The sequence below is a fragment of the Verrucosispora sp. WMMD573 genome (genome assembly GCF_027497175.1).
Classification (GTDB): Bacteria; Actinomycetota; Actinomycetes; order Mycobacteriales; family Micromonosporaceae; genus Micromonospora.
Genome location: NZ_CP114901.1, coordinates 2,922,577 through 2,948,652 on the forward strand (window position 1 = coordinate 2,922,577; position 26,076 = coordinate 2,948,652).

Consider the following 26,076-nt stretch of genomic DNA (forward strand, 5'->3'; position numbering starts at 1 on the left):
CGTTCCGGGTACGAACGTGGCCCGTGGATCAGGGTCGAGGCGAACGGGTGGGGAGTCGACGTGGGGCTGACGGAAACCGGAACGGCGGTGTCGGTCGTCGCCGCGCTGGCCATCCTCGCCGGGTTGGCCGGGGTGGTGGTGCCCGGCCTGCCGGCGCTGCCGTTGTGTTGGGGCGGCGTACTGGTGTGGAGCCTGTTCGGTGACGCCGGAGCCGGCCGGTGGCTGGTGCTCGCCGCAGCCACGCTGGTCGCCGTGGCCGGCACCGTCGTCAAGTACGCCTGGCCCGGGCGGAACCTCAAGCGGGCCGGGGTGCCCACCACGTCGCTGCTGGCCGGCGCGGTGCTCGGGCTGGTCGGCTTCTTCATCATCCCGGTGGTCGGACTGGTCATCGGCTTCGTCGGCGGGATCTTCGCGATGGAGCGGCTGCGGCTCGGTGACACCCGACTCGCCTGGCCGGCGACCAAACGGGCGGTCGCCGCAGCGGGGCTGTCGATGCTTGTGGAGTTCCTCTCCGGGCTGGTGATCGGTGCGCTGTGGGTGGCCGGCCTGGTGATGGCCTGACCGGTCGTGGCACGGGTGCTGACCGAAGCGGCGCGGGGCGGAGTCGGGGTAGGGCTCGACGCCGTACCCGAGAGAGAGGTGACGCTTTCCCGCGCCGCCGCGGCGGCCGGGCCGTTCCGAGGGCCCGGTGGTCGGCCCGTCGCGATCGGGCCTGGTCACAAGCCCAAGGATGGGGTACGCGGGCCGCGCCGGCAACGCAATTGCGGCCCTGACGCTGCTACCTGCCGTCGCCGGCGGTGAGGCGGCTCGGGTCCAACACGATGATGGCGCCGGGCTCGACCCGGATGGCGCCCGCGCCGACGAGGACCTGTAGTGCGCGGTTGACGGTCACCCGGGACAGCCCGATCTCCTCGCCCAGTCCCTGCTGTGCCCCGGGCAGGGTGATCCGGCTGCCCCGCGTACGCATGGACTCGGCGACCCAGGCGGCGACCCGCGTGACGGGCTGCGGCGCGGCGCGGCGGACCTGGGCCCGACGGTCGTGGTGCACCTGGTCGGCGAGGTGGCGTAGGACGTGGTCGCGGAGCGCCGGAACCTGATCAATGAGATCTCGCAGGAGAACGGCCGGCAGCAGGCGGATCCGGCAGGCGGTCGACGCGGTCCAGGTTGCCGTGTGCGATCCGCCGCCGAGCACGGCGGCCTTGTCGATCACGCATGGGCCGGTCACCGTCGTGAATCGGACCCGCGAGCCGTGGCTGGTGTCATAACCCGCCGAGAGCGTTCCGCGAAGCACGACGACGAGGTGTCGGGCGGGCTCGCCGACGCGGGCGGCGGTGGCGCCCCGGGAAAGGTCGCGGGGCGGACACTCGGTGGCGAGCCGCGCCAGGCGTGCCTCGTCGAGCATCGAGAACAGCGGCACCGCCGCCAGTTCGACCTGGTCCATCTCGCGGAGCGTATCGCGGGATACAGCCGTACGACCGCCCGGTTCTTACGCTCCTCGCCATGATCTGTGTGGAACTCTCCTTCACCGACGAGCCTGCCCGGCTGGCGGCCCGACCGGCGCACCGGGACCGCCTGCGGGCGCTGTACGAGCAGGGTGCGCTGCTTCTCGCCGGCCCCTGGGACGGCGACTCCGGTGCGTTGCTGGTCTTCACCGGCGACCGGGCGGAGGTCGACCGGCTGATGGCCGAGGATCCCTACTTCACCACCGCCGGTGTCGAGGTTGTGGCGGTGCGCGGGTGGCGACCGGTCGTCGGTCCCTGACGGTTTGGCGGGGGATCGGATGGGGGTACGGGCGGAGCGTCTTATTGACGGTGATCGGCTCGGCCGGTAGACCTTGGTGATGGAGGCTCGCGGATGAGAAAGCCGCCGCTCACGTTGGAACAACTGCGGGTCGCCGTCGCCGAGGGCGAGATCGACACGGTGGTGCTGGCCCTTGTCGACATGCAGGGCCGGTTGCAGGGCAAACGGTTCCACGCCCCGTACTTCCTCGACCAGGTTGTCGCGCACGGCAGTGAGGGGTGCAACTACCTGCTCGCCGTCGACGTGGACATGAACACGGTCGACGGGTACGCGATGTCGAGCTGGGAACGCGGCTACGGCGACTTCGCGATGAAGCCGGACTTCGGCACCCTGCGCCGGGTGCCGTGGCAGCCCGGCACCGCGCTGCTCCTGGCCGACCTGGAGTGGTTGGACGGCGCCGGTCCGGTGATCGCCTCGCCACGGCAGATCCTGCGCCGGCAGTTGGACCGGCTGGCCGCGCACGGGTTGACCGCGTACGCCGGCACCGAGCTGGAATTCGTGCTGTTCCGTGACTCGTACGAGCAGGCGTGGCGGCGCGGCTACCGGGAACTGACCCCGGCCAACCAGTACAACGTGGACTATTCGCTGCTCGGTACCGCCCGGGTGGAGCCGTTGCTGCGCCGGATCCGCACCGAGATGGCCGCTGCGGGGCTGGTTCCGGAGAGCGCGAAAGGCGAGTGCAACCTCGGCCAGCACGAGATCGCCTTCCGCTACGACGAGGCGGTCGCCTGCGCCGACCACCACGTCATCTACAAGAACGGGGCGAAGGAGATCGCGGCCCAGGAGGGGATGTCGATCACGTTCATGGCCAAGCCGAACGAGCGGGAGGGCAACTCCTGCCACATCCACTTCTCGCTGCGTGACGCCTCCGGTGGCTCGGCGATGCTTGGCGACGGGCCGGCGCACCTGAGCCCGACCGGGCAGCGGGTGCTCGCCGGGCTGCTCGCCACCATGCGCGAGATGAGCCTGTTCTTCGCGCCGAACATCAACTCCTACAAGCGATACCAGCCGGGCTCGTTCGCGCCGACCGCACTGCGGTGGGGCACCGACAACCGCACCTGCGCGCTGCGGCTGGTGGGGCACGGCCAGGGGATGCGGGTGGAGAACCGGGTGCCGGGCGCCGACGTCAACCCGTACCTGGCGATCGCGGCCCTGGTGGCGGGCGCGCTGCACGGCATCGAGAACGAGCTGGAGCTGGGCGAGGAGTGCACCGGCAACGCGTACGACGACCCGGGCGCGGAACGCGTCCCCGGCACCCTCCGCGACGCCCTCACCCTCTGGGAAGACTCGACGGCCGCCCGGGACGCCTTCGGCGAGGAGGTGGCCGCCCACTACGCCAACATGGCCCGCGTCGAGCTGGCCGCCTTCGACGCCGCCGTCACCGACTGGGAACTCACCCGTGGCTTCGAACGCCTCTAGCCACCCCGCCCGACCACCGCGATCATGCACTTGTGGTACCCGAAGTGCGGCGGTAGGTGGCTTTTCTCCCGTGCCACAACTGCATGATCAGCGAAGAATGGGTGGGCGAAGGGTGGGTGGGGTGAGGGTGGGGTGGGGTGGGGTGGGGTGAGGGTGGGTGGGTGAGGTATGGGATCCGGCTCGTGGGGTGGTTTTGCGGGAGGTGGGGGAGAGTTCGGTTGGGGAGGTTGATGCGGCGGTTGCGCGGGCGGGGCGGGCGTTCGAGCGGTGGCGGGGGGTAAGCGCGGGGGACCGGGGACGGTTGCTGCGGCGGTTCGCGGCGGTGGTGGACGAGCACCTGGAGGAGTTGGCGCGGTTGGAGGTGGCCAACGCCGGCCACACCATCGGCAACGCCCGCTGGGAAGCGGGCAACGTCCGGGACGTGCTGGACTACTACGCGGGGGCGCCGGAACGGCTCACCGGGCGGCAGATCCCGGTGCCGGGCGGGCTGGACGTCACCTTCCACGAACCGCTCGGCGTGGTCGGGGTGATCGTGCCGTGGAACTTTCCCATGCCCATCGCCGCCTGGGGCTTCGCTCCCGCGCTCGCGGCCGGCAACACGGTGGTGCTCAAGCCCGCCGAGCTGACTCCGTTGACCGCGATGCGGCTGGCCGAGCTGGCGGAGCAGGCGGGTCTGCCCGAGGGTGTGTTCACCGTGCTGCCGGGGCGGGGCGAGGTGGTCGGCGAACGGTTCGTCAGCCACCCGGCCGTACGCAAGATCTGCTTCACCGGATCCACCGAGGTCGGCACCCGGATCATGGCCGGCTGCGCGAGCCAGGTGAAGCGGTTGACCCTGGAGTTGGGCGGCAAGTCGGCAAACCTGATCTTCGCCGACGCCGACCTGGAGCGCGCCGCGGCCAGCGCGCCGTACGCCGTCTTCGACAATGCCGGCCAGGACTGCTGCGCCCGGTCCCGACTGCTGGTGCAGCGCGGGGTGTACGACCGCTTCCTCGAACTGCTGGAACCGGCGGTGCGGGCCTTCCGGGTGGGTGACCCGGCCGACGAGAGCACCGAGATGGGACCGCTGATCTCGGCCGGGCAGCGGGACCGGGTCGCCGGGTACGTCGACGGCTCGCGGGTGGCGTTCATCGGCTCACGGCCCGACGGCCCCGGCTACTGGCACGCACCGACCGTGCTGCTCGCCGAATCGCCCGGCGACCGTCACTGGCGGGAGGAGATCTTCGGCCCGGTGGTCTCGGTGCTCCCGTTCGACGACGAGGCCGACGCCGTCCGGCTGGCCAACGACACCGAGTACGGTCTCTCCGGCTCGATCTGGACCCGTGACGTGGGCCGGGCGCTGCGGGTGGCCCGGGCCGTGGAGGCCGGCAACCTGAGCGTCAACTCCCACTCCTCGGTGCGGTACTGGACGCCGTTCGGCGGGATGAAGCGTTCCGGTCTGGGCCGGGAACTGGGGCCGGACGCCCTGCACGCGTTCACCGACGTCAAGAACGTCTTCGTCAACACGGAGGAGTGAGCATGTCGGGACGGTTGCAGGACCGGGTGGCCGTGGTGACCGGGGCGGCCAGCGGTATCGGGCTGGCCACCGTGCGGCGGTTCGCTGCCGAGGGCGCCCGGGTGGTCTGCGTCGACGTGGACACCGAGGCCGGTCAGCGGGCCGCCGACGAGGTGGGCGGGAGTTTCGTCGCGGCGGACGTGGCCGACGAGACGGCGGTACGCGACCTCTTCGACGGGGTGGTCGAGCGGTACGGGCAGGTGGACGTGGCGTTCAACAATGCCGGCATCTCCCCGCCGGACGACGACTCCATCCTGGAGACCGGGCTGGACGCCTGGGAACGGGTGCTGCGGGTGAACACCACGAGCGTCTACCTGTGCTGCAAGCACGTCATCCCGCACATGCGCCGGCAGGGCCGGGGCTCGATCATCAACACCGCCTCCTTCGTGGCGTTGATGGGTGCGGCGACGTCCCAGATCGCGTACACCGCGAGCAAGGGCGGTGTGTTGGCGCTGACCCGGGAACTGGGCGTGCAGTTCGCCCGGGAGGGCATCCGGGTCAACGCCCTCTGCCCGGGGCCGGTGGCCACGCCGCTGCTGCGGGAGCTGTTCGCGGCCGATCCGGAGCGGGCCGCCCGCCGGCTGGTGCACGTGCCGATGGGTCGATTCGGTGAACCGACCGAGATCGCCGCTGCGGTGGCCTTCCTGGCCAGCGACGACGCCTCGTTCATGACCGCCGCGCAGTTCGTGGTCGACGGGGGGATCACCGGCGCGTACGTCACCCCTCTGTGATCTTCCCAGCACCCAAAGTGAGCAAGCTTGCTGGGTCGGGTCGCCACCGACGCTCACCTGGAGCTGAACAGCGTCCCAGCCGCCGTATGCGTTACGTTGCTGATCCGTCTGGGTAGAAGGCGGTCAGGGCATTTGGTGATCGGGAGCGGCGTGGACACGGCCGGGGAGGCTGCATGAACTCGGCCCAGGGGGGCGTGGACAGTGATCGGCCTTCCGCAGCGGAAAGTGGAATGTCGTTGCTGCTCGCGGCGGCATTCGCGGGTGGCGGCGAGATGGGTGCCCTGTTGCGCGACCGCGACTGGTCGGCCAACCCGCTCGGTCCACCGGAGCGTTGGCCCACCTCGCTGGGCAACGCCCTCAGCACCATGCTCGCTTCGAAGGCGCAGATCGCCATGTTCTGGGGCGAGGACCTGCGCGCCTTCTACAACGACGCGTACCGGCCCACCATCGGCGACAAGCATCCCGCCGTGCTGGGCGAGCCTGCCCGGGAGCACTGGGTGGAAACCTGGGACGTGCTGGAGCCGCTGCTGACCGGGGTGCTGCGGAGCGGCGAGTCGTACCAGGCTCAGGATCATCACTTCCTGCTTGATCGACACGGCTTCGTGGAGGATGTCTACTTCGACGTCTCGTACGATCCGATCCGCGACGTGAGCGGTGCGATCAGCGGGGTGCTCTGCATCTGTAGCGAGACCACCGGGCGGGTGCTCAGCGAACGCCGGCTGCGCGCGCTGGCCGAACTCGGCTCGGAACTGGCCGATCCGGTCGACACCGACCAACTCGGCCGGGTTGCGGCGGCGGTGCTCGACAGGTATCGGGCCGACGTCCCGCTGGGGCTGCTCTACCTGCGGGACAGCGAGGGACACCTGCGCCCGGCCGGAGCCAGTGGCGCGGCGACCGTCCCGGCCGAGCTGCCCACCCGGCTCCTTGAGGTGGCCGCGACGGGCGTCGCGGCGACGGTGGCCGTCGCCGATCTGCTCGGCCAGGTTCCGCCCGATGCCGCCGACGAGGCGATGGTGCTGCCGATCAGCGCGACCAACGACCCCGCCGGGTTGCTGGTGCTGGGAGTGGCCCGGCGGCTGCCGCTCACCGAGGACTACCGCACCTTCTGCGAGCTGGTCGCCGCCCAGATCTCCCGGGCGGTCGGCAAACAGCGGGCGTACGAGCAGGAGCGGGCCCGGGCCGCCGAGCTGGCCGCCCTGGACCTGGCCAAGACCAACTTCTTCGCCAACGTGAGCCACGAGTTCCGTACCCCGCTGACCCTGGTGCTGGGTCCGCTGGAGGACCTGCTCGCCGACCCGGCGCTCAGCGAGGACCACACGCAGCGGCTGACCGTCATGCACCGCAACGCGTTGCGGTTGCTGAAGCTGGTCAACACGGTGCTCGACTTCTCGCGGTTGGAGTCCGGGCGGCTGGTGGCGCACTACGAGCCCACCGACCTGGCCGACTACACCTCCCGGTTGGCCAGCACGTTCCGCTCCGCCACCGAGCGCGCCGGGCTGCGGCTGGTGGTGGACTGTCCGCCGTTGGCGGAGCCGGTCTTCGTCGACCCGGACATGTGGGAGAAGATCGTCCTCAATCTGGTCTCGAACGCCCTCAAGTTCACCTTCGAAGGCGAGATCAGCATCCGGGTCCGCGCGGTCGGCGGCATCGCCCAGTTGGAGGTCTCCGACACCGGGGTGGGTATCGCCGCGCGGGAGCTGCCCCACGTGTTCGAGCGGTTCCACCGGGTGCCGGGGGTGCGCTCCCGCAGCCACGAGGGCACCGGCATCGGCCTGGCCCTGGTGCGGGAACTGGTCGAGATGCACGGCGGACGGGTCAGCGCCACGAGCCAGATCGACGTCGGCAGCACCTTCGTGGTCACCATCCCGTTCGGTACCGGGCATCTGCCGGCCGACCGGTTGGCCGACGTCGATCACAGCGAGCGCGAGCCGCGGCAGGCCCCGCTCTTCGTCGCCGAGACCGTCCAGTGGACCGCCGGTCCGGTCGCTGCCGCGTCCCGCCCGGCGCCGGCCGACACCGCGACCGTGCCGGATGCCGACGTCTCGACGGCGCGGGGACCCCGGCCGCTCAGCACCGCGCCCGCCGGCCGGGTGCTGGTCGTCGACGACAATCCCGACCTGCGCGAGCACGTCACCCGGTTGCTCGTGCCCATCTGGCAGGTGAGTACCGCCGCCGACGGGGTGGAGGCGCTGCGGCTCGCCACCGAGCGGCCTTTCGACCTGGTGCTGACCGACGTGATGATGCCGCGCCTGGACGGCTTCGGTCTGGTCGCCGCGCTGCGCGCGGACCCGCGTACCCGGTACGTGCCGATCGTGCTGCTCTCCGCCCGCGCCGGTTCCGCCGAGGAGGTGGCCGGGTTGTCCGTGGGTGCCGACGACTACCTCACCAAGCCCTTCTCCGGGCAGGAGCTGATCGCCCGGGTCCGGGCCAACATGGCCCTCGGCCAGCTGCGTAACCAGATCATCCGCCGGCTGCGTGCCCTCGCGGACGCGGCGGTCGCGGTAAACACCGCCCGATCCACCGCCGACGTGCTTCAGGTCGCCGCCCGTCACGCGTTGAGTCTCGCCGAGGCCGTCCGGGTGGCGGTCTCCGCCGGTGGCACGCGCTACGAGGCCGACGCCGGTGGGGCCAGCAGCGTCGAGCCGTCCTTCGTCCTGCCGTTGACCGGGGTGGCCGACCAGCCGCTCGGCGAGCTACGGGTGTGGCATCCGGCCGCCGAGAGCGCCGACGCCGACGAGGCCGCGCTGACCCAGCTCGCCCGCCTGGTCGGGGTACGCATGGAGAACGCCCAGCTCTACGAGGCCGAGCACCGCATCGCCACCACTCTTCAGCACAGCTTCCTGCCCCGCACCCTGCCCCAGTTGCCCGGTGCCGTGGTGGCCAGCCGCTACCTGCCCGGCAGTGCGGACGTCGAGGTCGGCGGCGACTGGTACGACGTGGTGGCCCGCGACGACGACGAACTCGTGCTGATCATCGGTGACGTGGTCGGCAAGGGCGTGCCGGCGGCAGCGGCGATGGGTCAGCTCCGCAACGCGCTGCGCGCGTACGTGCTGGAGGGTTTCGACCCGGGTGAGTCGTTGACCCGGCTGAACCGGTTGGTGGGGTCCACCGAGTCACGCTCGTTCGCGACGGTCTTCTGTCTGTGGTTCAGCCCCCGCACGGGTCGGCTGCGTTACGCCAGCGCCGGGCACCCGTCGCCCCTGCTGATCCAGGGCGACGACGTGGCGTTCCTGCACGGCCGGGCGCTCGGTCCGCCGGTCGGTGCCATCGCGGGCACCGAGTACGAGACCGTCGCCGGCGAGCTGCGGGCCGGTGACCGGCTGCTGCTCTACACCGACGGCCTGATCGAGGACCGTCAGGTCGGCATCGACGAATCGCTGGCCCTGCTGCGCGCCGACGCGGCCCGCTCCGGTGAGCACGTGGCCGACCTGATCGACGCGGTGGTGGCGCGGGTCGCCGGCCGGCCCCGACGGGACGACGTCGCGGTCCTGGCCCTGGAGGCGGTCGAACTCAACCGGTTCGCGCTGCGGCTCCCCGCCGACCCGACCCGGTTGAGTGTGCTGCGCAAGCGGCTGGAGGACTTCCTGGTCGCGCACCGGGTGGGCGAGACGGACCTGTTCGACCTGACCGTGGCGGTTTCCGAGGCAGCGGCCAACGCAATCGAGCACCCGGTCGACCCGGCGGAGCCGGTGGTGGAGGTCGAGGTGCGGGTCGAGGACCGCACGGTGGTGGCGACGGTGTCGGACAGCGGGCGGTGGCGTGAGTCGACCGGATCGGGTTTCCGGGGTCGCGGGCTGTCGCTGATCCGGGCACTCGGGGATCTTTCGGTCGAGCAGACCCCGCAGGGGACACGGCTCACATTGCGTCGGGAGCTGAGCTAGTAGCCAGCGACGGTCGAGCGGCTCAGGCCGGGTGCAGCCAGGGCTGCGTCCCCAGACCGGCGATCTCCAACACCCGACTGACCTGTCGGGACGGCAGCACCGTCAACGCGTCCGGGTAGTGGCCGGCGAGCCGGACCACCGCGTGGATGGCCGCCGAGTCGAAGAAGGTGACCGCCCGCAGGTCGAGTGTCACCCGGCCGGCCGGCTCGCTTAGCACGGTCTGGAGCATGGTGTCGGCGGTCGCCATGTCGACCTCGCCGGTGACCACCACGCTCAGGTGATCACCATCGGTCTCCGCGTTGGCGGAGAAGATGGGAGGTGCGCCCCCTTGATCCACGCAGACACCTTGACACAGCGCTTGTGGTAGGGCAACAACCACCCGGACCGGCCGGTGGTGGGGGTCACTGTGCGGGCGGCGATAGGCTTGCGTCATGACCGTCCGTGCGCCGCTGACCCCCGGCACGCTCTCCCCGTGGCGGCCGGTGCCCGCCCACATCGCCCGCCCGGAGTACGTCGGCAAGAAGGCCCCCCGGCCCTGGCAGGGGTCGCATGTGCAGACACCGGAGACCATCGAGAAGATGCGTCTGGCGGGGCGGATCGCCGCCCAGGCGGTGCAGCTGGCGGGCGAGCACTGCAAGCCCGGCGTGACCACCGACGAGATCGACCGGGTGGTGCACGACTTCCTCGTGGACAACGGCGCCTACCCGTCGACCCTGGGCTACCGGGGCTTCCCGAAGTCCTGCTGCACCAGCCTGAACGAGGTGATCTGCCACGGCATCCCCGACTCGACCCCGCTCGTCGACGGCGACATCATCAACGTCGACGTCACCGCGTACATCGGTGGGGTGCACGGCGACACGGATGCGACGTTCTGCGTCGGCGAGGTCGCCGAGGAGAATCGGCTGCTGGTCGAGCGGACGCACGAGGCGATGATGCGGGGGATCCGGGCGGTCGCCCCGGGTCGGCAGATCAACGTGATCGGCCGGGTCATCGAGTCGTACGCGAAGCGTTTCGGCTACGGCGTGGTCCGCGACTTCACCGGCCACGGGATCGGCGAGTCCTTCCACAGTGGGCTCTACGTGCCGCACTACGACAGCCCGCGCCCCACCGACGTGATGGAGCCGGGAATGACCTTCACCGTCGAGCCGATGATCACGCTCGGCACCCACCAGTACGATCTCTGGGACGACGGCTGGACGGTGGTCACCAAGGACCGCAGGTGGACCGCCCAGTTCGAGCACACCGTGCTGGTCACCGAGGACGGCCACGAGATCCTGACGCTGCCGTGACCGAGACCCCTGCGGCGCTGCGCGAGCACCATCACGCCGACGTGTCCGGGGGCTGGCTGCGCCCGGCCGTGTTCGGTGCGATGGATGGCCTGGTCACCAACATCGCCCTGATCGCCGGCGTCGGCGGCGGTGGCGTCTCGCCCCGCACGATCGTGCTCACCGGCACCGCCGGCCTGGTGGCCGGCGCCATCTCGATGGCGCTCGGTGAGTACACAAGCGTGCGGTCGGCCAACGAGCAGATCGCCGCCGAGGTGGCCAAGGAACGCCGGGAGCTGGAGCGTCACCCGGAGGCCGAGGCCCGCGAGCTCGCCGACATGTGGGTTGCCCGGGGGCTGCCCGAGGACCTCGCCGTCCAGGTCGCCGAGGCGGTACGCCGCCAGCCGGAGCAGGCGCTGCGGATGCACGTGCAGGAGGAGTTGGGCGTCAACCCGGACGAGCAACCCAACCCGTGGACGGCGGCGTTCTCGTCGTTCCTCTGCTTCTCCGTCGGCGCGCTGGTGCCGCTGCTGCCGTACCTGCTCGGGGCGACCAGCCTGGCTCTTGCCCTGGCCGTCGGCGGGCTCGGGCTCTTCGTCGCCGGTGCGGTCGTCGCCCGGTTCACAAACCGTCGGTGGTGGTCCGGCGGGCTGCGCCAACTGCTGCTCGGCGGCGCCGCCGCGGTGGCGACATACCTGATCGGCGCGCTGATCGGGGTACCGGGCGGCCTCGGCTGAGTCAGCCGTCCAGCAGATCGTCGATGGTGCCGTCGACCGGGCGGCCACGCGCGGTGAGCTCCGCGGACTGGCGGGCCAGCACGGCACCCACCTCGGTCATGTCCGCCCCGGCCAGCCCGGTACGCCGTATCGCGTCGCCCGGGTCCCGGAAGTAGGTGCGGCTGAGCAGTCCGCTGACCGTGGCCGCGCCGAGCCGGGCCTCGCCGAGCATCAGCAGGGCCTGGTCCGTCTCGTACCACTCGGCCAGCCGGGCGGCCCGGGAGTGCGCGGCGCTGCCCCGGTACCACGCCCTGCGGGCGGCCGAGGTGAACTCGGCCGGGCGAGCCCGGGCCAGGCGGCCGAGGTGCTCGTCGCGCAGGGTGGCCAGCCACCCGGTCGGGTCGTGCAGGGCCCGCGTGGTCACGTAGCGGTCGGCGGTAAGCGGCCACCGGCTGGTCAACTGCCGGGCCTGGCGCAGCCGTTCCTCGGCGGCCATCACGGTCAGGTCGACAAGTACGCCGTCCACCCGGCGGGTCGCCGCCGGAGGGCCGGTGCCGGGCCGGTAGGTGACCACCAGCATCCCGACCTCACCGTCGCCACCACCGTCGTCGTCGCCGTGGGCCAACGGGCCGTGGACCGCGACCGCGAGCACCTCGGCCGGGAACCGCCGCCGGACGGCGGCGGCGACCCGCTCGGCCACGTCCCAGCGGGGATCGTCCCGGCGTTCCTGGACATCGCCCACGCCGACCACCCCGCGTTCGCGCCACTCACAGCGACCTGTTGGTCACGCACACCCTAACGCCTGTGTCGGTGCGCCCGGTCGAGCCGCGACGGGGGTCAGGTGTGTCGGGCGTCGTCGGGCACCAGCCGGAAGATCCGAATCTCCCGGCCGGCAGCCCGCTCCACGTACGTCTCGTAGGCCGGCCACTCGTCGACCAGCAGCCGCCACAGCCGGTCACGTTCGACGCCGGTGGCCACCTCGGCGCGTACCGGGATGCGGCGACCCTTGACGTCCACCTCAGCCCTCGGTTCGGCGAGCAGGTTCAGCGACCACGCCGGCTGGTGGGGCTGGCCCCAGTTCGACCCGACGACCACGTAACCGTCGCCGTCGGGCACGTAGAGCAGCGGGTTGCTGCGCGGTCGACCAGACTTACGGCCGGTCGTGGTGATCACCAGCGACGGTACGAGCCCGAGGGCCACCACCCGGCCCCGGGTCAGCCGCCCCACGGCCCGGTCGACGGGTACCAGCAGCCGGATGGTGGCGCCGAACCAGCGGTGCCGGCCGACCCGGCGGGTGAGGCTTCCCAGCACGGACATCCGCACAGTCTGGAGGGTGGGGTGCCGGTCAGTCCAGACGGCGTTCCATCGGTAGCCGGGACCGGGTGAACAGCGCCGCGCCGAACATCGCCACCATCGGCACCGCCACCAGCACACCCAGGGTGAGCCAGGGCATCACCAACGGGTAGGGCGGCTCGATCGGCCAACTGTCGGCGTACCGCCGGTTGGTGAAGGCCAGCACGATCAGGGCCGAGGCGAGTCCGGCGACGATGCCCAACGTGGAGCCGAGCACCGCGATCAGGCCAGCCTGGCAGAGTGACAGCAGCCGGCGTACGGCTGGCCCCGCGCCGACCGCGGCGAGGGTGGACAGGTCGGCCCGTCCCTCGGCGCCGGCCAGACCGGTGGCGATGCCAGCGGCGCCGACGGTGACCACCGCGGAGACCGCCGCCAGCAACAGCAGCAGCGGCCGGGTGTCGTCGTGGTTCTGGTTGCGCTCCACCCCGACCCCCGTGGAGCTGAGAGGGCGCAGCGCCGCGACGAGTTCGTCCTGGCGCTGCTGGTCCGGTGGCTGCCGGGCGTCCAACGCCCAGCCGACCTGCCAGGTCGCGAGCCCGAGTCGGTCGGCGGCGGCGGGGGAGAGCAACAGCCAGTGCTCACCGAGCCCGGTGTGCAGCGCGTAGCCGGGTACGGTGGCGGTTTCCGCCGGCCGCTTCTCGTCGCCGTGTTCGACCCGGAGATCCAGGCGGTCGTCGCGCAGGAAGCGGGCGTCGGTGACCACCGCGCCGCCCGAGCGCAGCGCGGCGGTGGCGGCCTCGACCTCGGCCGGTGCGACCCCGGTGAGCAGCGGCAGCGTGGCGCCGTCGTCCACGGCGACCCGCAGGTACGGGCCCTGGGGCTCGTCGTCGCTGTGCCGGCAGCGGGGGTCGGCGCGGGCCCGCAGCTGGTCGGCTGCGGTGAGCGGCTGGTACGGCTGCCAGGGGCAGACCCGCTCGGCAGGCATGGTGGCGGTGATCGTGCAGGCGTAGAAGTCCGGCGCGCAGCCGGCCGCCACCAGCGGGGCGATCGTGCCGGCTCCGAGCAGCTTCCGCGCCGGGCCGCTGATCTCGTGGAGGGTGGGTGGCCGGTCCGACGCGGGATCGCCGTTGGTGGTGACCAGCACTGTGCGTTCCGGCAGCAGCGGCTGGTTCCGCTGGTCGGCGCGGGCGTTGTCGCTGGCCAGGAAGAGGCCGAGGGCGACGCTGCCGGCGACCGCGGCCATCACGGCGGAGATGGCCGGCGCGGCCGACGCACGGTTGCGGCTGGCGTCGCGGACCGCGATCCGGGGGGCCAGCGGCAGGAACCGACCGAGCCGGGCCAGCAGGCCCACAAGCGTCGGGGTGGCGAACACCAGACCCAGCTCGCCCAGGACCAGCCCGCCGAGGATGACCGGCTGCGAGGTGACGACCGCGCCGATCGCGGCCACGACGGTTCCGCCGGCGGCCAGCGCGATGCCGATGGCGAGCCACCGGCGTCGGTGCACGGGCGGGGTGCGCCGTCCGGCGAGGCCGGCCACGACGTCCTGCCGGGCGGCCGTCCACGCCGGTGCCAGCGCGGCCAGGATTCCGGCCAGCACCGCGACCAGCGCGATCACGACCAGGGCAGCTGGCCAGACGCGGTAGCCGCCGAACCGCTGCGAGAAGACGAACTCCTCGACCAGGGGCCGGCCGGCGATGGCGGCGGTCACGCCGAGCACGATCCCGGTCACGGCACCGACCCCACCCAGCACCACGCCGTCGGCGAGCACCACTCGGCGCAGCTGCACCGCGTCGCCACCGGCGACCGCCACCAGAGCCAGTTCCCGTCGCCGACGGCGTACCCCGACGGCGAACGCCGGCCCGACCAGCAGCACCACTTCAAGCAGGCCGAGTCCGCCGACGAGGACGCCGGCGCTGACCGCCTCCACGTTCATTTCGTCGACTCGCGAGTCGAGGTACGGGGACAGCTTTCCGGGCGGCGCGGGTACCCGGGCGACGACCACGACGCCGTTGTGGTTGAGCTGCCGGAAGACGTCGTCGGTGAGCGGGCCGGACAGATCGGCCAGGAACACCTCGTCGGGGTTGGTCTCCGGAGGCGCCCCCGCGGGGTGCAGGATCACCATCGCGGCCAGTTGCTCGGGGAGTTCGGCCACGCCGACGACCGTCCAGGTGCGGCTGCCGTCCCCGGCGGCGATCCGGTCCCCGAGGTCGACACCGAGGCTGCGTCGGGCGGCCAGGTTCACCGCGATCTCGTCGTCGGCGGCCGGCGCCCGGCCCCGGTGGATCCGGGCGAGGCTGCGCCCGAGCGGGTCGGTCAGGTCGATCGCGGTGGCGGCGATGTCGTCGCGGATCCGGTCGCCCTGCCAGGCGCTGAACGGCACCCAGCGACGGATCGGCAGCACCCGGCTGCCCTCGGGCAGCAGCGCGGCGACCTGCTCCGCGGCGACCGGGGCGGTGAGCGGCTGGTCCCGGTCTCCGGAGGTCCAGCCGCTGCCGTCGGAGCTCTGCTCGACCGGGCCGCGCCCCACCACCCGAAGTTCCGCGTCGGCGCTGCCGAGCCGACGATCCAACTCCTCGCTCGGGGTCAGCTGGGCCATGTCGACGCTTACCGCGACGAAGCTCAACGCCAGCACCGGCAGGATGATCATCGCCAGCACCAGGGCGGTACGCCCGCGGGCCCGTTTCGCCTCGCGACGGGCGATGCGCAGCGCGGCCCGCCACGATCCGAGCGCCTCGGCCAGCCGTGCACCGCCGGCCGGCCGGGACGGTCGATCGCTCACCGGCCGCGGCCGCTGAGCAGGGCCTCCACGCCGGCCAGCGGGGCCGTCGAGTCGACAGTCACGCCGTCGCGCAGGAAGACCACTCGGTCGGCCCAGGCCGCATGGCGCGCCTCGTGGGTCACCAGCACCCCGGCGGCCCCCGCGTCGACCCGACGGCGCAGCAGCCGCAGCACCGCCTCCCCGGTCTGCGAGTCCAGCGCGCCGGTCGGCTCGTCGGCCAGCACGAGGCGCCGCTGCCCGACCAACGCCCGGGCGATGGCGACGCGTTGCTGCTGGCCACCGGAGAGCTGGTCCGGGAACCGGTCACCCAACTCCGACAGACCCACCTCGGTCAACGCGTCGAGCGCCAGCCGGCGGGCCGCCCGTACCCCGGTGCCGTCCAGTTCGAGGGGGAGAGCGACGTTCTCCACGGCGGTCAGGCTGCCGATGAGGTTCAGGTTCTGGAAGATGTACCCGATGCGGCGGCGGCGCAGCCTGGCCAGCCCACGCCGATCCAGGGCGTGCAGCGGCTGCCCCTCGACGTGCACCTCACCGGCGGTCGGGCTGTCCAGTCCGCCGGCCAGGGTGAGCAGGGTGGACTTGCCGGAACCGGAGGGACCCATCACGGCGACGAGTTCGCCGGGGCGGACGGCCAGGCTCACCCCGCGCAGGGCGTGTACCGCCGCCGGGCCGCTGCCGTGGGTGCGATGCACGTCACGCAGGTCGAGCACGGTGTCGCCGGCTGGTTCGGGGCCAGCTCCGGGCGAGGACGCGGCGGCGTCGGACGCGGCCCGCGGATCGGGGGCGGCTGGCTTGCGTCCCCCGGGAGCGGTCACCGTCGTGCCTCCTCACCACTGTGGCCCACCGCCTCGGAGAGGGGCGCTGGGCCGGCGGCCGGGGGGCGGTGCCGTACCAGGCTGCTCTCGCAGTGGTCGAGCCAGCGCACCTCGGCCTCGGCCTGGAACACCATCGCGTCCAGCACCAGCCGCCAGGGCAGATCCTCCGGACGGTCGCTGGAGTACTTCAGCCGGGTCAGCTCCTGCAACGTACGCATGGTGGCGGTCCGTTGCGTCTGGACCACCGCCCGGACGTCCACGCCGGGGGTGGTCAACGCCAGCGCCAGTTTGATCGCCAGCTCGTCGCGTGGGCGGTCGCTGCGGCTGATCGGCGTGGCGAACCACAGGGTCAGGTCGGCCCGCCCGGCGTCGGTGATCTCGTACGGACGTTGTCCGGCCTCGCTCTCCGGCAGGGACCTGACCAGACCGTCCCGCTCCAACCGCGACAGGGTGGTGTAGACCTGCCCGATGTTCAGCGGCCAGGTGGCGCCGGTCGACTCCTCGAAGGCGGCCCGGAGCTGATAGCCGTACATCTGCCCGCGTTCGAGCAGGGCGAGCAGGCCGTGGCGGATGGACATGGACCGGAGTATGCATACCTGGTATGCGGACCGCAACCGGCGTGGACGTGAGTTCGCCTACGCCGGGTGCGTCAGCCGGTCCCGGCTCAGCCGGGGCGGCCCGGGAACGCCACGGTCACCGGGGTGATCCCCGCGCTGCGCCGCCAGCGGGTCGCCCGTACCGCGTACTCCACCAGGGCGGCCAGGGCGCGATCCCGCTCGGCGCCGGAGCTGACCGGCAGCGCCGCACGCCAGAAGGCCGCAGTACGTTCCTCCACCTGCACGGCGAGGCGCAGCGCGCTGGCCCGGTCGGTCACCGGGAAGGGCAACGCGTATCCGGCCCGATCCGGCGGGACACTGCCGCCGCCGGTGCTCAGCTGCACCACCAGGGCGTCCCGGCGGGCCCGGTGGGCGGCTTCCGCCTCCACCGCCGCCTTGCGTTCGGCGCCAGTCAGTCGTACCCCGACGGGGCCGTAGGCCCAGATGGCGGCGTACTCGGCGGTCAGGGCGTCGGCGAGCGCCTCGGCGGATTCGCTCACCGCAGCGCCTCCAGGTGGGTTGCGCGGGCGGCGGCGATCGAGCCGAGCAGCGCGACGCGCTCGGCGGGCGCCGCCGCGCAGGCCCCGATCGCCGACTCCCGGCCGGCGCGTTCGGACTTCCGCAGCTCGGCCAGCGCGGCCGAGCGATCCGTCGGCGGCGCGACCGACGGGGCGGCCGTGGGCGTGGCGGAGGCGGTTGCCGCACCGGTCAGCTCGGCCAGCTCTGCGGCGTGCGCCTCGTGCGACTCGGCAAGGGGGAGCAGCCGGGTGGCCAGATCGGGGTGGGCGGTGGCGGCGGCGCGCAGCCCCGCCGCGAGCCGCAGCGACTCGTCCAGCAGCGGCGCGAGCGGATCGGGCTGCGGCGGTGGCTCGTCGCGGTCGAGCAGGCCGCAACCGGTCAGCCCAGCGGCGGCCCCGCCGAGCGCCAGCAGCGCACCGGCCCGTAGCAGGCCGCGTCGGGAAAGTGCGGACGATTCGTCCTGCCAAGTCGTTCTGCCCATCGCCACCGGACAAGTCAACACCATCGCCGTGACGGGTGTCCGGCGGTGGCGCTCGGTGCGCCGCCCGGGCCGTCCTCCGGGCGGCGCGTTACGCTCTGCGCAGCCACCGGCGCGTCCGCGCCGGTGGCGTGCCGGCATGGCGTCGGCGAGCAGCGGAAGGGTTCTACGGATGACGCAGCGTGGCCGTGCCACCAGGACGACGGGGCGACCCCGCGGTGGCCAGGCTGCACGCCCGGGTCAGACCTCCCGTGGTGACCTCGCCGCCCGCCGCGAGCGGCTGCGTTCGGTGATCGCGCCCGTGGTGCGGGCCGCCGGCTACGACCTGGAGGATCTCACCGTCGCCCGAGCCGGCCGCCGGCACGTCGTGCGGGTGATCGTCGACGCCGACGGCGGCATCAACCTGGACGCGGTGGCCGACGTGTCGCGCGCGGTTTCCACCGCCCTGGACGCGGCCGAGGAGAGCGGCGGTGACATCGTCGCGGGCGAGTACCAGCTCGAGGTCAGTTCGCCGGGCGTGGACCGCCCGCTGACCCTGCCCCGGCACTGGCGCCGCAACGTGGGACGACTGGTCCGGGTGACAGTGCGCGGTAGCGCGTCGTCCGGGCAGCCCGGGGGTGACCGGCAGGTCACCGGCCGGGTGGTCGACGCCGACGCCGAGCGGGTGGTGCTGGAGACCGACGCGGACCGTGCGGAGTGGGTCTACGCCGACCTCGGCCCGGGCCGGGTGCAGGTCGAGTTCACCCGCCTCGACGAGCTGACCGAATCAGAAGACGTCGACGACGATGACGATGTGGAGGACGAGGAGAGGTGAACATCGACCTCGCGGCGCTGCGCGCACTGGAGCGCGAGCGGGAGATCCCGTTCGACACGATCCTCGCGGCGATCGAGACCGCGCTGCTGACCGCGTACCGGCACACCGAGGGTGCCCAGCCGCACGCCCGGGTGGAGATCGACCGGAAGACCGGCGCGGCACTCGTCTACGCCCAGGAGTTGGGCGCCGAGGGCACCGTGGAGCGGGAGTGGGACGACACCCCGCACGACTTCGGCCGGATCGCCGCCATGACCGCCAAGCAGGTGATCCTCCAGCGGCTGCGGGAGGCCACCGACGAGGTGCACTTCGGTGAGTACGTCGGCCGCGACGGTGACCTGGTCACCGGGGTGGTGCAGGCGCACGAGGCACGGGCCGAGAAGGGCATCGTCACCGTCGACCTGGGCAAGCTGGAGGGTGTGCTGCCGCAGTCGGAGCAGGTGCCCGGCGAGCGGTACACCCACGGCGAGCGGATCCGTTGCGTGGTGGTGCACGTGGCCAAGGGAATGCGTGGTCCGCAGATCACGTTGTCCCGTACGCACCCGAACCTGGTGAAGAAGCTCTTCGCTCTGGAGGTGCCGGAGATCGCCGACGGCACGGTCGAGATCGGCGCGATCGCCCGCGAGGCGGGTCATCGTACGAAGATCGCGGTGCGCTCCACCGCGGCCGGGGTCAACGCCAAGGGCGCCTGCATCGGCCCGATGGGTCAGCGGGTCCGGGCGGTGATGAGTGAGCTGCACGGAGAGAAGATCGACATCATCGACTGGTCGGACGATCCGGCGACCTTCGTCGGTAACGCGCTTTCCCCGGCCAAGGCGCTGCGCGTCGAGGTGGTCGACCTGGCAAACCGGGCGGCGCGGGTGACGGTTCCGGATTTCCAGCTGTCGCTTGCGATCGGGCGGGAGGGGCAGAATGCCCGACTTGCTGCCCGACTGACCGGTTGGCGGATCGACATCCGCTCCGACGCCGAACCGGCCATGCCCGCCGCGCCATCCGAAGCTGATCACGTCCGGGAACCGGGCGGAGCGGTGTCGGGTAGCTAGGGGTAGACTTCCACCAGTGGCACGACGCGCGCTGCCGGAGCGCACCTGTGTGGGTTGTCGACGGCGCGCACCGGCCAGTGAATTGCTGCGGATCGTCGCGATTGGCGACGAGGCTGGTTTCAGCCTCCGACCCGATCCGGCCCGCAGACTGCCGGGTCGGGGAGCGAACATGCACCCGGATCCGGCCTGCTTCGCGCAGGCAGTGCGGCGTCGTGCCTTCGGGCGCGCGCTGCGCATCGCCGGGGCCCCGGATGACGGGGCCCTCGCGGAGTACCTGACGCGTCAACCACCACGTCCGGTCACCCGACCGGACGAGGGCCGCTAGCAAGGTAGGACGACCGACATGAGCACACGATGAAGTCCCAGAAATGATCAGGCTTCAAGTGCACGAGTGAGGTCGCTGCGGGTGCTGCCCGCACGACCTCGGAGTGAGGAGTGCAGTGGCAGGTAAGGCCCGCGTACACGAGCTTGCAAAAGAGCTCGGGGTCGAAAGCAAGACCGTACTCGCCAAGCTCAAGGAGATGGGCGAGTTCGTCAAGTCCGCGTCGAGCACCGTAGAGGCGCCTGTCGCCCGACGGCTGCGCAACGCCTTCGTCGCCTCGGGTGGCCCCGGTGCACCGGCGGCTGCGCCGCCGGCCGCACCGGCTCCGACGGCGGCAGCACCGACCCCGTCGCCGACCCCCGGCGAGCCTCGGGTCACCGCCAAACCGACGCCGCCTCGGCGTCCGGCGGTGCCCGGGCCGAAGCCGAAGGGTCCGGTGCCCGGTCCGCCGCCAGCGGCGGCCCCGGTCGCCAAGCCGGCGAGTGCTCACGACATCGAGGTGGCCGCCGCCGAGGCGCGTGCCGCCGCATTGAAGGCTGAGCAGGAGGCCGCGGTCAAGGCCGCCCAGGCCGCCCGCCAGCAGCAGCGGGAGAACGTCCGCCGGGAGCCCCCGGCCGACGGTGGTGCCCGTCCGGGTCCCCGACCCGGTCCCGGCGCGATGCCGCCCCGCCCGGGTTCTCCGGCCGCGGGTCGACCCGGTGGAACCAACCCGGGCCCGGGCGGCCGGCAGGGTCGCCCGCCGGCGCGCGGCGCCGGTAACAACCCGTTCGGTATCCAGGGCAGCCAGCAGCAGCGGCCACCGGCCGCTGGTGGCGGTGGGTCCCGGCCCAGTCCGGCCTCGATGCCGCCGCGGCCCAGTCCGGCCTCGATGCCGCCAAGGCCCAGTCCGGCCTCGATGCCGAGCCAGCGTCCGGGTCGTCCCGGTGGTCCGGGCGCCGGTCGGCCCGGTGGCGGCGCCGGTCGTCCGGGTGGCGGCGGTGGCGGTGGCTACCGTGGCGGTCCGGGTGGCGGCGGTGGTGGTGGCTACCGTGGCGGTCCCGGCGGCGGCGGTGGCGGTGGTGGTGGCTACCGCGGCGGTCCCGGCGGCGGCGGTGGCGGCGGATTCCGCCCGGGCGCGCCGGCCGGTGGCGGCGGTCGTCCCGGTGGCGGTGGCCGTGGCCGTGGCGGCGGCGCCGCGGGTGCCTTCGGGCGTCCGGGTGGCAAGCCGACCCGTGGTCGCAAGTCCAAGAAGCAGCGCAGACAGGAGTTCGACAACCTGTCGGCTCCGACCATGAGCTCGGGTGCTCCCCGGGGTCAGGGGCAGACGGTACGGCTCTCCCGTGGCGCCTCGCTGTCGGACTTCGCCGACAAGATCAACGCCAACCCGGGTTCGCTGGTCCAGGAGATGTTCAACCTGGGCGAGATGGTCACGGCGACCCAGTCGTGCTCCGACGACACGCTGCTGCTGCTGGGCGAGCACCTCGGCTTCAACGTGCAGATCGTCAGCCCGGAGGACGAGGACCGCGAGCTGCTCGCGCAGTTCAACATCGACCTTGACGCCGAGGTCGCGGAGGACCGCCTGGTCAGCCGGGCGCCGGTGGTGACCGTCATGGGTCACGTCGACCACGGTAAGACCAAGCTGCTCGACGCGATCCGTAAGGCGAACGTCGTCGCCGGTGAGGCCGGAGGCATCACCCAGCACATCGGTGCCTACCAGGTCCACGTGCCGCACGAGGGCGAGGACCGCGCGGTGACCTTCATCGACACCCCGGGTCACGAGGCGTTCACCGCCATGCGTGCCCGTGGCGCCCAGGTGACGGACATCGTGATCCTGGTGGTCGCGGCCGACGACGGTGTCATGCCGCAGACCATCGAGGCGTTGAACCACGCCAAGGCGGCCGAGGTGCCGATCGTGGTCGCGGTCAACAAGGTCGACAAGCCGGAGGCGAACCCGGACAAGGTCCGCCAGCAGCTGACCGAGTACGGCCTGGTCGCCGAGGAGTACGGCGGCGAGACCATGTTCGTGAACGTGGCCGCGAAGCCCGGCATCGGCATCGAGGAACTGCTCGAAGCGGTGCTGCTCACCGCCGACGCGTCGCTGGAGCTGACCGCTCCGACCGACGGGCCGGCGCAGGGTGTGGCCATCGAGGCACACCTGGACAAGGGCCGTGGTGCGGTCGCGACGGTGCTGGTGCAGAAGGGCACCCTGCGGGCGGGCGACTCGATCGTCGCCGGTGGGGCGCACGGCCGGGTCCGGGCGATGCTCGACGAGAACGGCAACCAGGTCACCGAGGCGGGTCCGGCGCGTCCGGTCATGGTCCTCGGTCTGACCGCGGTGCCGGGGGCGGGCGACACCTTCCTCGCTGCGGCGGACGACCGCACGGTGCGGCAGATCGCCGAGCAGCGGCAGGCTCGTCGGCGGGCGGCGGCGTTCGCCAACTCCCGTGGCCGGGCCACCCTTGAGACGCTCATGGAGCAGCTCAAGGAGGGCGAGAAGACGTCGCTCAACCTCATCCTCAAGGGTGACGTCTCCGGTTCGGTGGAGGCCCTGGAGGACGCGCTGTTCAACCTCGACATTCCCGAGGAGGTTCAGCTCAAGGTCCTCGACCGGGGCGTGGGCTCGATCACCGAGAGCAACATCATGCTCGCGAGCGCCTCGTCCGAGCCGGTCACGATCATCGGCTTCAACGTGCGGGCCTCCAACAAGGTCCGCGAGATGGCCGACCGCGAGGGCGTGGAGATCCGGTACTACACCGTCATCTACCAGGCCATCGAGGAGATCGAGGCGGCGCTCAAGGGCCTGCTCAAGCCGGAGTACGAGGAGGTCGAGCTCGGCACCGCGGAGATCCGCGACGTGTTCCGCTCGTCCAAGATCGGAAACATCTCCGGTTGCATCGTCCGGTCGGGTGTCATCCGACGGAACGCGAAGGCGCGCCTGCTGCGCGACGGCACGGTCGTGGCGGACAACCTCACGATCAGCTCGCTCAAGCGGTTCAAGGACGACGCGACGGAGGTCCGGGAGGGCTTCGAGTGTGGTCTGACCCTGGGTGGTTACAACAACGTCCAGGTCGGCGACGTGATCGAGACCTTCGAGATGCGGGAGAAGGTTCGCGCCTGATCCTGCGGTGACGCACTGATCAAGGGGTTTACGCCGACCGGCGTAAACCCCTTGATCATGCGGGGTGGGGTGCGGGTAGTGTCCCCAGACGATGTACACCGCAACCGCAGTATTCGACCTGCTGCTGCCGGGGGACTCCCGGTCGCTGAAGGCCAAGAGGTCGTACGTACGGCCGATCGTCGCGGCGCTCCGCCGGTTCGACGTGTCGGCAGCCGAGGTGGGGGCGCTCGACCTGCACGGACGAGCGGAGATCGGCGTGGCGGTGGTGGCCGCCGAGGCGGCACATGGCCGCGAGGTGCTCGACTCGTGCGAGCGGCTGGTCGCGAGTCGTCCGGAGGTCGAACTGCTGTCGGTGCGCCGCCGGTTGCACGGCGACGACGACTGAGCCGTTGGCCGCCGCCCCGCACGCCGGGGCGGACGGCGCGGGTAGGGTTCGAGTGTTGGGGTCGGTGCGGGCTCCGGTGACGCCGGCGTCGCCGGTCCCGGCCGGTAGCGGGACGCCGTGGAGGTGGCGGAGATGACGGATGCGGCCAAGGTACGCCGGCACGCGGAGCGGGTACGCGAACTGGTCGCGTCGGTGGTGCGGAGTCAGATCAAGGATCCCCGACTGGGCATGATCACCATCACCGACGCCCGGATCACCGCCGACCTGCGGGACGCCACGGTCTTCTACACCGTGCTCGGCGACGCGGCGGCCCAGGCGGGCACCGCCGCCGCGCTGGACAGCGCCAAGGGCATGCTGCGCAGCACGGTCGGCAAGGCGCTCGGGCTGCGCCACTCGCCGACGCTGACCTTCGTTCTGGACGACGTGCAGGATCAGGTCAAGCACATCGACGACCTGCTCGCCGCGGCCCGCAACGCCGACGCCGAGGTGCAGCGCCTGGCGGCGCGGGCCGAGTACGCCGGTGAGGCACAGCCGTACCGCCTCGATGAGGACGAGGACGAGGACGGCGCCGACGACGAGGACGAGCCCGGCGGGACCGTTGACGATGCCCGGGGCGGGGATCGTCGGTGACCGCCCCCTCCGGTGGTGCCGTGACCGAGCCGGATCCCGCCGTGCGGCGGCAGCCCGGCCCCGGCCGGGCCGCCGACGGTCGGCCGGCTCCGGTGACGCCCGCCGGTCCGCGCGGCCCGGTCGAACCGGCCGGGTCGCATCCCTCCGCGCCGGCGTCCGCCGGGCCGACCGAGGCCGACTGGACCGCTGCGGTGACCGCGATCCGCCAGCTGCCCGCCGACGGTCGGGTGCTGCTGATCTGCCACGTCAACCCGGACGGCGACGCGCTGGGCAGCATGCTCGGCTTCGCGCTCGGGCTGCGGCGACTCGGCGTACGCCGATTGCAGGCCACCTTTCCCGGTCCGCCGGAGGTGCCCGAGCCGCTGTCCGGCCTGCCCGGTCTGGAGCTGCTGGTGCCCGAGGCCGCGGTGGAACCCGAGCCGGACCTGGTCATCTGCTTCGACGCGGCGAGTGAGTCGCGCCTCGGTGAGCTGGCCGACCGGTTGACCGGGAAGGGCACCGCGCTGGTGCTCGACCATCACGCCTCGAACCGTGGTTTCGGCGATGTGAACCTGGTCGACCCGGCGGCAGCGGCGACCTCCGTGCTCGCCGAACAGCTATTGGACCGCCTCGGCGTGCCGTTGGACGCCGGCATCGCCGAATGTCTGTACGTGGCGCTGAGCACCGACACCGGATCGTTCCGGTTCGACGCGACCACCCCGGCGGTGCACGAGATGGCAGCCCGGCTGTTGGCGACCGGGATCCGTCCGGGTGACATCTCGCGGCGGGTGTTCGACAGCCGGCCGTTCGGCGCGGTACGGCTCTTCGGTGAGGTGCTCGGGCGAGCCCGGCTGGAGCCCGACGAGGCCGGCGGGCACGGCCTGGTCTGGACGTACGCGACCCTGGACGACCTGGCCCGCCACGAGCAGCGGCCGTACGTCCTGGAGGCGCTCATCGATCCGGTGCGCTGCACCGCCGAGGCCGACGTGAGTTGCGTGGTCAAGCAGACCGCGCCGGCCGTCTGGGCGGTGTCCCTGCGCAGTAAGGGCGCGACGGACGTGAGCCGGGTGGCCGTTGCGCTGGGCGGCGGTGGGCACCGGCTGGCCGCCGGCTTCACCGGCCGGGGCACGGTGGACGAGGTCATCGAGCAAATCAGGAGCCAGTTGCGGGCGTACGCCCCGAGGAGCGGCACCGACCAGCAGGGGTGATTTCAGGGTCGGCTCCGGGGCGTCGACGCTTCGGCACCTGGACAGGGCGGGGAGAATCGGATGATGGAGCAGTCCCACGATCTCACCGTCGACACCCCCCGCACCTGGGAGCGGCCGGTCGTCTGCGTGCCGGTGCTTGTCGCTCTCTCCCTGGTGGGCGGGCGCTTCACGTCCTTCTCTACCGAGGCGAACGTCTATGTGTTCGGTGCCGGCGGGGTGCTGATCTGGCTCGGCCTGACCAAGCGCGTGCAGGCCCGTCCGGCGCCCGAGCGGTTGCCATCCGGCGCGGTCTGGTGGGCGCTGCCGGTGATGGTCTTCGGGATCTTCGAGGGGGCCACCTTCATCGCGGCGGCCGGTGACGATTTCCCCACCTTCTCGCTGCTGGCCGACCCGCTGCTGGAGGACCGTCTGGTCCGTTCCGCGGCCTGGTTGGTGTGGCTGTCGGCGTTCTGGGGGCTGGTGCGGCGATGATGCGGGCGTTGGCGATCGGCGGTTTCCTGCTCGGGATGGCACTGTTCGGGCTGGTCGAGTGGCTGGCCCGGCGGGAGGGCTCGAAGATTCCGACCCTCGGCGAACTCTGTGCGTACGTCATGCGGTACGAGGTCGGTCCGGTGCCGGTGGGCCGGATCGGGCTGTTCGGCTTCTGGTGGTGGATCGGCTGGCACTTCCTGGCTCGTTGACGGAATTCGACCCGTCCAGATTGCGGGAACAGGGCGCACCATGTGGACCTGAACGATAACTTGGGAAACGGCTGGCG

Annotated in this window: 25 protein-coding genes and 1 pseudogene; 17 read left to right on the plus strand and 9 right to left on the minus strand. The window is 72.2% G+C overall.

What is annotated here, in order from left to right; translation table 11 throughout:
• The first annotated feature begins 60 nt into the window (after nt 1-60).
• Entirely contained in the window at nt 61-561 is a 501-nt protein-coding gene (locus O7601_RS13465; RefSeq protein ID WP_281566484.1) for a DUF456 domain-containing protein, read from the plus strand.
• Nucleotides 562-778: 217 nt separating this feature from the next.
• Here the strand turns inward: O7601_RS13465 and O7601_RS13470 are convergent, their stop codons facing one another.
• Nucleotides 779-1,441, minus strand: a complete 663-nt coding sequence (locus O7601_RS13470) for a Crp/Fnr family transcriptional regulator (RefSeq protein ID WP_281566485.1) — start codon at nt 1,439-1,441, stop codon at nt 779-781.
• A 59-nt stretch (nt 1,442-1,500) separates the two neighbouring features.
• On the opposite strand from O7601_RS13470, the gene O7601_RS13475 reads away from it, so the two are divergent.
• The 5 genes from O7601_RS13475 (at nt 1,501) to O7601_RS13495 (ending at nt 9,383) form a co-directional block, all read left to right on the plus strand.
• The gene (locus O7601_RS13475) at nt 1,501-1,761 is read left to right on the plus strand and encodes a YciI family protein (RefSeq protein ID WP_093401650.1); all 261 of its coding nucleotides are present in this window, start codon (nt 1,501-1,503) and stop codon (nt 1,759-1,761) included.
• Nucleotides 1,762-1,854: 93 nt separating this feature from the next.
• Nucleotides 1,855-3,219 carry a glutamine synthetase family protein gene (locus O7601_RS13480; RefSeq protein WP_281566486.1) on the plus strand — a complete coding sequence of 455 codons (1,365 nt, stop codon included), beginning with the start codon at nt 1,855-1,857 and terminating at the stop codon, nt 3,217-3,219.
• Between the two features lie 157 nt (nt 3,220-3,376).
• Nucleotides 3,377-4,732 (plus strand): aldehyde dehydrogenase family protein, encoded by a 1,356-nt coding sequence (locus O7601_RS13485; protein ID WP_281566487.1) that lies wholly within the window; start codon nt 3,377-3,379, stop codon nt 4,730-4,732.
• 2 nt (nt 4,733-4,734) lie between these two features.
• On the plus strand, nt 4,735-5,502 hold the full coding sequence (locus O7601_RS13490; RefSeq protein WP_281566488.1) for a 3-oxoacyl-ACP reductase: 768 nt from the start codon (nt 4,735-4,737) through the stop codon (nt 5,500-5,502).
• 173 nt (nt 5,503-5,675) lie between these two features.
• Nucleotides 5,676-9,383 (plus strand): SpoIIE family protein phosphatase, encoded by a 3,708-nt coding sequence (locus tag O7601_RS13495; RefSeq protein WP_281566489.1) that lies wholly within the window; start codon nt 5,676-5,678, stop codon nt 9,381-9,383.
• Between the two features lie 22 nt (nt 9,384-9,405).
• Here the strand turns inward: O7601_RS13495 and O7601_RS13500 are convergent, their stop codons facing one another.
• The gene (locus O7601_RS13500) at nt 9,406-9,720 is read right to left on the minus strand and encodes an STAS domain-containing protein (RefSeq protein ID WP_281566490.1); all 315 of its coding nucleotides are present in this window, start codon (nt 9,718-9,720) and stop codon (nt 9,406-9,408) included.
• Between the two features lie 94 nt (nt 9,721-9,814).
• Between O7601_RS13500 and map the strand changes: the two genes are divergently transcribed.
• Nucleotides 9,815-10,672 (plus strand): type I methionyl aminopeptidase, encoded by an 858-nt coding sequence (gene map, locus O7601_RS13505; RefSeq protein ID WP_281566491.1) that lies wholly within the window; start codon nt 9,815-9,817, stop codon nt 10,670-10,672.
• Nucleotides 10,669-11,385, plus strand: a complete 717-nt coding sequence (locus O7601_RS13510; protein ID WP_281566492.1) for a VIT1/CCC1 transporter family protein — start codon at nt 10,669-10,671, stop codon at nt 11,383-11,385. The genes map and O7601_RS13510 overlap by 4 nt, the downstream gene beginning before the upstream one ends.
• A gap of 1 nt (nt 11,386) precedes the next feature.
• Here the strand turns inward: O7601_RS13510 and O7601_RS13515 are convergent, their stop codons facing one another.
• The 7 genes from O7601_RS13515 to O7601_RS13545 all read right to left on the minus strand — a co-directional run bounded on the left by O7601_RS13515 (nt 11,387) and on the right by O7601_RS13545 (nt 17,796).
• The gene (locus tag O7601_RS13515; protein ID WP_281566493.1) at nt 11,387-12,106 is read right to left on the minus strand and encodes a nucleotidyltransferase domain-containing protein; all 720 of its coding nucleotides are present in this window, start codon (nt 12,104-12,106) and stop codon (nt 11,387-11,389) included.
• Nucleotides 12,107-12,201: 95 nt separating this feature from the next.
• Nucleotides 12,202-12,681, minus strand: coding sequence for a nitroreductase family deazaflavin-dependent oxidoreductase (locus tag O7601_RS13520; RefSeq protein ID WP_281566494.1), 480 nt, complete (start codon nt 12,679-12,681; stop codon nt 12,202-12,204).
• Nucleotides 12,682-12,709: 28 nt separating this feature from the next.
• Nucleotides 12,710-15,436, minus strand: a complete 2,727-nt coding sequence (locus O7601_RS13525) for an ABC transporter permease (RefSeq protein WP_281566495.1) — start codon at nt 15,434-15,436, stop codon at nt 12,710-12,712.
• A complete protein-coding gene (locus O7601_RS13530; protein ID WP_281566906.1) occupies nt 15,433-16,146 on the minus strand; it encodes an ABC transporter ATP-binding protein in 714 nt (237 codons plus the stop codon). The genes O7601_RS13525 and O7601_RS13530 overlap by 4 nt, the downstream gene beginning before the upstream one ends.
• Before the next feature lie 101 nt (nt 16,147-16,247).
• Entirely contained in the window at nt 16,248-16,829 is a 582-nt protein-coding gene (locus tag O7601_RS13535) for a PadR family transcriptional regulator (protein WP_281566496.1), read from the minus strand.
• A gap of 86 nt (nt 16,830-16,915) precedes the next feature.
• Nucleotides 16,916-17,347 carry a ferritin-like domain-containing protein gene (locus O7601_RS13540; protein WP_281566497.1) on the minus strand — a complete coding sequence of 144 codons (432 nt, stop codon included), beginning with the start codon at nt 17,345-17,347 and terminating at the stop codon, nt 16,916-16,918.
• Nucleotides 17,344-17,796: a hypothetical protein gene (locus tag O7601_RS13545; protein ID WP_281566907.1), complete on the minus strand. Its 453-nt coding sequence runs from the start codon at nt 17,794-17,796 to the stop codon at nt 17,344-17,346. The genes O7601_RS13540 and O7601_RS13545 overlap by 4 nt, the downstream gene beginning before the upstream one ends.
• A gap of 220 nt (nt 17,797-18,016) precedes the next feature.
• On the opposite strand from O7601_RS13545, the gene rimP reads away from it, so the two are divergent.
• The 9 genes and pseudogenes from rimP (at nt 18,017) to O7601_RS13590 (ending at nt 25,999) form a co-directional block, all read left to right on the plus strand.
• On the plus strand, nt 18,017-18,658 hold the full coding sequence (rimP, locus tag O7601_RS13550; protein WP_281566498.1) for a ribosome maturation factor RimP: 642 nt from the start codon (nt 18,017-18,019) through the stop codon (nt 18,656-18,658).
• Nucleotides 18,655-19,698, plus strand: a complete 1,044-nt coding sequence (gene nusA / locus O7601_RS13555; RefSeq protein WP_281566499.1) for a transcription termination factor NusA — start codon at nt 18,655-18,657, stop codon at nt 19,696-19,698. Before rimP ends, nusA begins: the two co-directional genes overlap by 4 nt.
• A 16-nt stretch (nt 19,699-19,714) precedes the next feature.
• Nucleotides 19,715-20,045 (plus strand): annotated as a pseudogene (locus O7601_RS13560) (YlxR family protein).
• A gap of 93 nt (nt 20,046-20,138) precedes the next feature.
• The gene (gene infB, locus O7601_RS13565) at nt 20,139-23,117 is read left to right on the plus strand and encodes a translation initiation factor IF-2 (RefSeq protein ID WP_281566501.1); all 2,979 of its coding nucleotides are present in this window, start codon (nt 20,139-20,141) and stop codon (nt 23,115-23,117) included.
• A gap of 91 nt (nt 23,118-23,208) precedes the next feature.
• Nucleotides 23,209-23,502 carry a DUF503 domain-containing protein gene (locus O7601_RS13570; RefSeq protein WP_281566502.1) on the plus strand — a complete coding sequence of 98 codons (294 nt, stop codon included), beginning with the start codon at nt 23,209-23,211 and terminating at the stop codon, nt 23,500-23,502.
• A gap of 132 nt (nt 23,503-23,634) precedes the next feature.
• The gene (gene rbfA / locus O7601_RS13575; RefSeq protein WP_281566503.1) at nt 23,635-24,132 is read left to right on the plus strand and encodes a 30S ribosome-binding factor RbfA; all 498 of its coding nucleotides are present in this window, start codon (nt 23,635-23,637) and stop codon (nt 24,130-24,132) included.
• 92 nt (nt 24,133-24,224) lie between these two features.
• Nucleotides 24,225-25,319 carry a bifunctional oligoribonuclease/PAP phosphatase NrnA gene (locus O7601_RS13580; RefSeq protein ID WP_281566908.1) on the plus strand — a complete coding sequence of 365 codons (1,095 nt, stop codon included), beginning with the start codon at nt 24,225-24,227 and terminating at the stop codon, nt 25,317-25,319.
• Nucleotides 25,320-25,382: 63 nt separating this feature from the next.
• Nucleotides 25,383-25,790 carry a hypothetical protein gene (locus O7601_RS13585; protein ID WP_281566909.1) on the plus strand — a complete coding sequence of 136 codons (408 nt, stop codon included), beginning with the start codon at nt 25,383-25,385 and terminating at the stop codon, nt 25,788-25,790.
• Entirely contained in the window at nt 25,790-25,999 is a 210-nt protein-coding gene (locus O7601_RS13590) for a DUF6186 family protein (RefSeq protein ID WP_281566910.1), read from the plus strand. Before O7601_RS13585 ends, O7601_RS13590 begins: the two co-directional genes overlap by 1 nt.
• Nucleotides 26,000-26,076: the final 77 nt, after the last annotated feature.